Origin of the sequence: Nguyenibacter vanlangensis (assembly GCF_013376155.1) — a bacterium.
Lineage (GTDB): Bacteria > Pseudomonadota > Alphaproteobacteria > Acetobacterales > Acetobacteraceae > Gluconacetobacter > Gluconacetobacter vanlangensis.
On record NZ_JABXXP010000103.1, the window covers coordinates 1 to 7485 of the forward strand.

The 7485-nt window shown below is 65.4% G+C and carries 5 protein-coding genes and 1 pseudogene; all 6 read right to left on the bottom strand.

The genetic code is table 11. The features are described 5' to 3' along the window. Positions 1–339: 339 nt before the first annotated feature. Positions 340–1494: a histidine phosphatase family protein gene (locus HUK84_RS07600; RefSeq protein ID WP_218064267.1), complete on the bottom strand. Its 1155-nt coding sequence runs from the start codon at positions 1492–1494 to the stop codon at positions 340–342. A gap of 13 nt (positions 1495–1507) precedes the next feature. Further along, a complete protein-coding gene (locus HUK84_RS07605) occupies positions 1508–3874 on the bottom strand; it encodes a TonB-dependent receptor (protein ID WP_176639750.1) in 2367 nt (788 codons plus the stop codon). Positions 3875–4387: 513 nt separating this feature from the next. Beyond that, positions 4388–5340: pseudogene (locus HUK84_RS07610) on the bottom strand (amidohydrolase family protein). Continuing rightward, positions 5337–5465, bottom strand: coding sequence for a hypothetical protein (locus tag HUK84_RS23870; protein ID WP_281362762.1), 129 nt, complete (start codon positions 5463–5465; stop codon positions 5337–5339). Before HUK84_RS23870 ends, HUK84_RS07610 begins: the two are co-directional and overlap by 4 nt. Continuing rightward, entirely contained in the window at positions 5456–6613 is a 1158-nt protein-coding gene (gluP, locus tag HUK84_RS07615) for a glucose/galactose MFS transporter (RefSeq protein WP_246285514.1), read from the bottom strand. The genes HUK84_RS23870 and gluP overlap by 10 nt, the downstream gene beginning before the upstream one ends. Positions 6614–6710: 97 nt before the next feature. After that, on the bottom strand, positions 6711–7485 hold a 775-nt coding region (locus HUK84_RS07620), incomplete at its 5' end, for a class II D-tagatose-bisphosphate aldolase non-catalytic subunit (RefSeq protein WP_176639751.1).

Below are 7485 nucleotides of genomic sequence, written 5' to 3' on the forward strand. Positions count from 1 at the left end.
CCGCCGACGCCTGCTGCTGCGCACAAGGCGCGACATCGCCGTCCAGCCCCTGGTCCGCCAATGGCTCGCCCGCGTCCCCCCCGACCGCGGCGCCCGGATCGACGTCGATATCGACCCGATCTCGTTCCTTTGACATCCTGGCGATTGGCGTACCATCCAAGGAATACCCAGGGCCAAGGAATACCCAGTGCCAAGGAATACCTGGGGCCAAGCATTACCCCGGGGCAGGCTTGCAAGGACAGGCTTGCAAGGATCTCCATCATATGGCAGAGCCGGATTCTTCCAACTCAAGCTCCGGCCCCATTTTCGGAGGCCACCTTCACCCCCGACGGGAGCGCCTTATCGGCCACGCAGCAGCGCGCTGAATGCCGCCATGGTGCAGGCTTTTCGCCCGTCACACGGCAGGGGAACGATACGGGGCCCGTCGCGGCGCAGTCGCGCCGGCGCGCGGGCCTCGCCCAGCGTCGGGGCGACGTAGCGGATACGCACGCTCTGCCGCGTCCCGTCTTCCAGCAGGTCGAAGACAAGGCCCCCGGCCGGCAGCGGCATGTCGGCCGGCACCCCCTGGGCGCGCCAGTGCAGCCCGAACGCGCCCGCCAGGGCATTGAGCGTGTCATCATGCCCGACGATGAGCGTCACATGCCGCGAGCGCGCGCTCGCCCGGGCGAAGACGGTGCCGATCATTCCCCTGATGGTGGCGGTTTCGGGGGCGGACACGCCAGGCGGCCGGCGGGTGAGTCGCGCATAGAGGGTATTGAGCACCAGCAGACGCTCCACATCCGCCTCGGCCAGCCGCCCCCAGCCGGGTTTCATGCCCTGCTCATATTCCATCATGAAGGTATCGGTAACCTGGAACGCCGCCAGCAGCGGGCCGCGCACGACAGGCCACCCGTCCCGCGACATTTCCCCCGGTCCGGCCAGGCCCTGCCAGCCCGGATTATCCAGGACCTTCCCCAGCTTCCGCGACACCTCCCGTACCGTCCGATCCGGCCGAAAATCCTCGAGCGCTGCGCCTGCCGCCTCCCGCGCCAGGCGGACGGTATCCGGCGAGAGGACAGGTCTGAACGGATTTTCCGCCGCGTCCGCCGCCGATGCCAGCGGCACGGCGCAGCGCGGAAACGCCGCATCCAGCAGCGCGCGTGCCGTGTCGAGTGTACGCTGGTCCGTATCCGCCACGACGTCGAATGCCCCGGAGGTTGGACAACCCGGCGGCAGCAGCCCCGCCCGACGCCAGGCGGCCCCGTCATACCGCCCCATGATCCGCACGACATCGCGGCCATGACGCGTCAACTGCCCCGGGCTGTCCGGCCAGCGAGGCCAGGCGCGTTTCGTCAACGGCGGTGTCGAAACGCCGGGCAGGATGGGCGCGCGGATGCCATGGCGCATGATAACGACTTCTGCCAGGACCCTCTGCTCGGCCCAGGCCGCCGCCGGGACCATGGCCACGCACAGCGCGGCCAGACCGCCGAGGGCCGATAGAACGTGCCTGGTCAATGTGCCGGCCCGTTCAGAAGCCGGTGGTGAAGCCGAGAACACCGGCAAAGCCGCTGCCGACGAAATAGGTCGGCGCGCTTCCGGCGACCTTGGCGCCCCCGATGGCGGTGGCCGTTTTGGCATTGGGCGTGACGCCGGACACACCCGAAAGATAGCCGCTGTTGCCCATGTTGATGAGGTTGAGCTGGATCTGGGGATGTTTCGTGAAGCCGACATCCGGCAGGCGGTAGCCCAGGGACAGGTTGGCCGTGAAATAGGACGGCACTTTCTCATCATTCATGAAAGTCGAATACTGCGATCCGACATAATTCATGGTGTAGCTACCGAAGAAATGACCGTTGTCATAGGAGACGCCCAGCGCGCCGGTGAATGTCGGGCTTTTGATGGCGGTTTTCCCCGCTGTCGGCAGCATGGCGGTACCGGTCCAGAAATTATTGTCCATCGTCGCATGCAGATACTGGCCCGACATATAGGGGCTGAAATGATGCCAGGGCCGCAGGGACACTTCGAGCTGCGCCCCGCGCACTGTCTGCCCCCCTGCATTGATGGAGGCCGACGTCGCGACACCGTTGATGAACACCGTCGATGAGACCTGACGGTTCGTCATGTTATAGTTGAACAGCGCGGCCGAGACGTTGACCAGCCCGGTATGGCGGTATCCCAGTTCCTCGCCGATCGAATATTCCGCGCTCAGGTTGCCGCTGTGGGAGCGGTTCATCTTGCCGGTCGCCACGTTGAATGTATCCACATACGTCAGGATCGCCGCCGGATCGCGGAACGCCGTGTAGGCGTCGAAGAAGACCTGATCATGCGGCGTAATCTTGAAGCTGGCCGAAAGCTGCGGCAGGGGCTCGGCCTTGTTGTCACCCGTGTTGTAGGTGGCACCCGGAATAAGCTGCGTCACCCTGCGCGAGACCATGGCTTCCTTGAAGCCGGCGCTCAGGGTCAGCCGGTCATGAAGCGCCTTGTAGGTGTCCATGACGTAGAGCGCGTTGACCTGCTGGAGGAAATGGATATCCCACTGTTCCAGCTTCTGTCCGAAAGCCGTGTAGATGGGGCTGGCACCGGTCGGGCTGGCGATGTTGCCGTTGTAATCCGCAATCTGGAAGCCCGACCCTTCCACAGCGTTCATATAGGAATACATGTCCCCGAACTGCAACGTATTGTTGCCGTACTTCCATTCGCCGTACGTATTCAGGCCCCCGGTATCCTGAGTATAGGTGTCGATCGTCGCCGCCGTCGCGACCCCGTTCCGGGAATAGGGCAGGTCCAGCACGCCCGCGTACTGGTTGCCCTGATAGATCGAATTTTCCTTCAACGTCGTGCCGCCGTCGCCGAAACCCCAATAATGGCTGAAGAACGGGGCGACATGCACGCTCAGCCCATGGCCGAACTTGATGTCCTGCGGGGCCGTCATGATGACGGAGTTCCGCTGATGCAGCACCAGCCCGTAGTAGGAGGTGTCCCCAAAGCTGTATTTGCCGGAATAGTTGAAATTGACGCCTTGCGTGTTCCATTGCGCCAGGGTCGGCGGACGCAGATAGGTGGAAGTCGGTCGCGTAAACGTCACGATCAGCGCGGACCTGCTGCCGTTTTCCCAGTCCTTCACGAATTTCGCATCGACATGGTAGCGCTGCATGCCGCCGGGCCCGCGCCAGTTATGAGCGGTCTGGTAGGAGAAGGACACGAAGCCGCGCACCCCGGAATTACCGATGTCGCCCGTCTCCAGCCGGATGAATTCGCGCTTCAGGCTGCTGGTGCCGTAGGCGAGGTCAAGCAGTCCGCCGCGTTTGTGTGAGGGGTCGCGCAGGCTCTCGCTGATCTGCCCGCCAACGGCGTTGTAAAGCGGTGCCGCCAGATCGGGCGCGCCCTGCGCGACGTCGATGCGGCCAATATTTTCCGTATCGGCGATGGTTGACGAAAGCGGGACGTAGCTGATCGGATCGGCGGCGGGCATCCCTTCAAAAGTGAAGCCCAGCTCGGCCTGGTCCATGCCCCGGACGGACAGGCCCATCTGGTCGGATGCGCCAAACGGGTCCACGCCCGACGATACGACGCCCGGCAGGTTCTGGATCAGGGTGAGCGGATTGGACGTCGGGCTCTGTTTGGCGATGTAGTCGCGCGTGATGCCGCTCTGCGACTTGGGGACGGTCTGCACGGCCATGAGGCCGCCACCGGGCGTCGTATTGGTGACGCCGGTGCTGCTGCTGATCCCGGCATACACATAGACAGCCTCGGCGTTTTTCAGCGGCGCGGACGTCTGCGGCGTGGCCGGGGCGCGCGATCGGGCGGCCGGCTGTTTCCCCGCTGCCGCCCCCGCGCTGCCCATCGGCACGACGAGGGCAACCGAGCAGAGGAGGAGCAGACGTCTTTGAATCATATGCATTGATCCCAAACTTTGGAAGAAAGAGGCCGTCGCCCGCAGCCAGCGAGCCAGCGAGCCAGCGAGCCAGCGAGCCAGCGAGCCAGCGAGCCAGCGAGCCAGCGAGCCAGCGAGCCAGCGAGCCAGCGAGCCAGCGAGCCAGCGAGCCAGCGAGGAACATAAGAAGGATATGCGCGATTCCGAAACGACATCAATACAAAACAATCAAAAAACATCTATAAAATGTGCATATGTGATTTTATGGCTGCAGGATCGAACAGGAAACACCAAAAAGAAGCGCATCTCCGATGGAAAACGACACAATGCGCTGTGACGGGGAAGGCGGATCAGCCTGCGTTACACGTCCGGACGGCGGCCGCGGCCTCATCCAGGATCACGGTGCAGCATGGATGGAGCTGAAGTGCCGAAGCACTGACCTCCTCGCTGGTCGGGCTGCGCAGAGCGCGGTCGACGATCGCGGCCTCGCCTGCCCCGACGATCACATACGATCTAATTAATGATAGAATTCGATCATGTCTTCCGCCCCCTAGACGACCCGCAGCCCCCCACCCAGACTTCCGCGACGCGCAATGCCTCGTCCAGAATGCTAAAGTCGGCCAACAGGCCGGGCGCTATGGTGCCACGGTCCTGCAGCCCCAGATAAGCAGCGGCATTGGCGCTGACCAGATTCGGCGCCTTCGGCAGCGACATCCCCGCCTGGACGGCGTTACGCAGTGCCTGATCGAGCGTCAGGACGCTGCCCGCCAGCGAGCCCCCCGGCAGCCGTACGCCACGTCGCTGCACATCAGAGCCGTCACCGGCCCCGGCCTGCGCCCTTCGATGGGTGACATCGCATTGAACAGATGCGTGGCGCCGACGGTCCCTCCGGCCGCGCAGACCAGACAGATGGCCCGCTCGGCGCCGGCATGGTCCGTCGTCGTATGCCCCAGGCTGACGCGCACGCCGGCACGGGCGAACGCCCGCATGGCGCTTTGCGCATGTTCAAGCTCCGGCGCGCTCGTCACGACGCGCACGCAGCCCGTGCCGATCGCCGCCTCGACCCGCTCGGGCGTGGGCGCGATGGCGAAAGGCGGCTGAGCGCCCAGTTTATGGGGGCTGACGAACGGCCCTTCCAGATGCGCCCCATGAACGCGTGGACCGGCGTCGAGCCCGCCCCTGCGGACCTCGGCCACCGCGCGCAGCGCCCCCATGACCTCGACCCAGGGGGCTGTGATGGTGGTGGGCAGGATGGTGGTGGTGCCATGCGCCAGATGAAAACGCGAAAGCGTTTCGATCGCCGCCGCGCCGTCCATCGTGTCCGCCCCGCCGCCGCCATGGACGTGCCCGTCGATAAATCCGGGCAGGATATAGCGCGTACCGACATCCACGCGCGGCTCCACGGTACGGACATGGCTGTCGAAGCCGACGCGCCCAGGCACGATGCGGTCGCGCAGGACGAGGTTGCCGTCGAGAAAAGACGTCATGGCTGCTGATCCAGCGGAAGACCCGTCTGGCCGTAGCGGCGCGCATAGAACAGAATGGCGAGGTAGGACGGCAGGACGAGCAACGCGAACATGCCCTGAAACCCGACGAACGGCTTCAACGCCACAAGATCTGCGGCACGATCGCGCCCCCGCTGTAGGCCATGACCAGCAACGCCGAGGCCAGGGGCGTCCACGCCCCCGCCCCCCGGATGGCGATGGGAAAGATCGTCGGCATCAGCATGGCATTCGTCGCACCCAGAAGCGCCACGCACAGTACCGAAACGTATCCGTGGGTCACCAGGGCCGCACCGGTCAGGACACATCCGCCGATGCAGGACAGTTCCAGAAACCGCTCCTGCGTGATGAGGCGCGGGACCACCACGAACCCGGCGACATACCCCGCCAGCATTCCGGCCAGCGTGAGAGACGTGAAGAACTTCGTCTGGCTCAGCGGCAGGCCGAAACCCTGACCGTACGTGCCGATGGCGTCTCCCGCCATCACCTCGATCCCGACATAGAGGAACATCGCCGCGATGCCGAACACCAGATGCGGCCTGAAAATCCGCTCCCGCCGTTCGGTCAGCCCCGGAAGGGCAGGCGCCTGAAGCTCGGGCAGGGGGAAGAAGGCCACGCCGCCGGCCGCCATCAGCAGAACGACCGCCATGGTCATGTAGGGCGCGTAAATGGCCTGGACGAAGCCGTTCAGAATGGCATCACGCGTCGCCGGATCGGCGGCGTCCTGCGCCCTGCGGGCAATATTGCCGATATCGCCCATCACCACGGTCGCCAGGACGATCGGCGCCAGAATGCCGGCGAACTTGTTGCACACGCCCATGATGGCGATGCGCTGCGCCGCCCGTTCGGACGGGCCAAGCAGGCTGACCAGCGGGTTGATGACCACCTGCATCAGGGACAACCCGGCACCCATGACCAGAAGCCCCGTCAGCGCCCCGCCACACATCCGCATGGCCACGAACTGCCCGAACAGCGCCACACCCGCGGCGCACAGCAACAGCGCCCCGGCAAGCCCCTTGCGCAGGCCCAGCCGCCGCGCCACCAGCGACACCGGAAGCGAAAACAGGAAATACGAGAAGTAAAAGACCATCGGCACCATGAAGGCGCTGGCGTCGCCAAGCGAGAACGCAACCCGTACGAACGAGATCAGCGGTCCGTTCAGCCAGGTCACGAACCCCATCATGAAGAAGATGGCCGCCGCGACGCCAAGCGGAGCAAGGCCATGGCGACCGGTCAGGCCATCGGGTGCGTCGGTCATGTCGGGGGCCACTCCACACCCCAGTCGGCTCGGGCCGAAAGGAAACGATCGGGAAGGACGGGCTTGCAGGCCGGCCGGCCCGGGCGCAACAGCCGGCTCATGCCCCGCAGGCACGATCATAAAGCGCCAGGACCTCATCGACCGCCGCGACGACAATGGCACGAGGCGCACGCGAAAGCGCGCCGGCGCGGATCCGTTCGTACTGCACGGGCAGATACTGGCTCAGCAGCGGGTCGGGCAGGCCCGTTTCCTCCAGCTGGCCGAATAGCGTCTCAACGGCTTCCGCCGCCTCGGACCGAGGCCAGTAATAGCGGATCCGGTCACTGTAGGCATAATGACGAAGAAGGGCGAGCTTGCTCGCGTCGCCATCGTAATGGCCACGCCACTGCGACGGATCCCGCAGCATGACGCGCTCCATCACCTCCCGCAGGCTCTCCTGCCCCGGCATCAGGACCGACCGTATGGCGTCAAGCCCATACAGCGCCTCGCGCAAGGCGAATGTCAGCCCGGGGCCGACCTTCAGCAGCGCGAACCCGTCCTCCACCAGCGCCCGCAAGGCGGGAAGAGGCTGATAGTCCGTGGAATGGGCTTCGAAAATCCGCCCCGGCATCGCCCCCAGGGTGGCCGACAGGGCGCGCGCACGGGGGCGGTCGTAAATGGCCACCTCTTCCACCCCGAACTCCACGCCCGGCTGGACGACAAGCCCGATCACCCGCGACCAGGCCTCCGCGCCGAGCGTGCGGGTGAAAAGCGCCCGGTGTACCGCAAGCGTCGCCCCGGCCGCGTCCGGGTCCGTAGGCCGCAGATGGTCCAGGGCCTCCGCCGCGCCGCCGGGAACGGGGACTTCCGTGCCGATGACATAGACGGCCTGC

Coding starts and splice junctions, on each gene's coding strand:
- HUK84_RS07605 (WP_176639750.1), bottom strand. CDS start 3,874: ATGATTCAAAGACGTCTGCTCCTCCTCTGCTCGGTTGCCCTCGTCGTG.
- gluP (WP_246285514.1), bottom strand. CDS start 6,613: ATGACCGACGCACCCGATGGCCTGACCGGTCGCCATGGCCTTGCTCCG.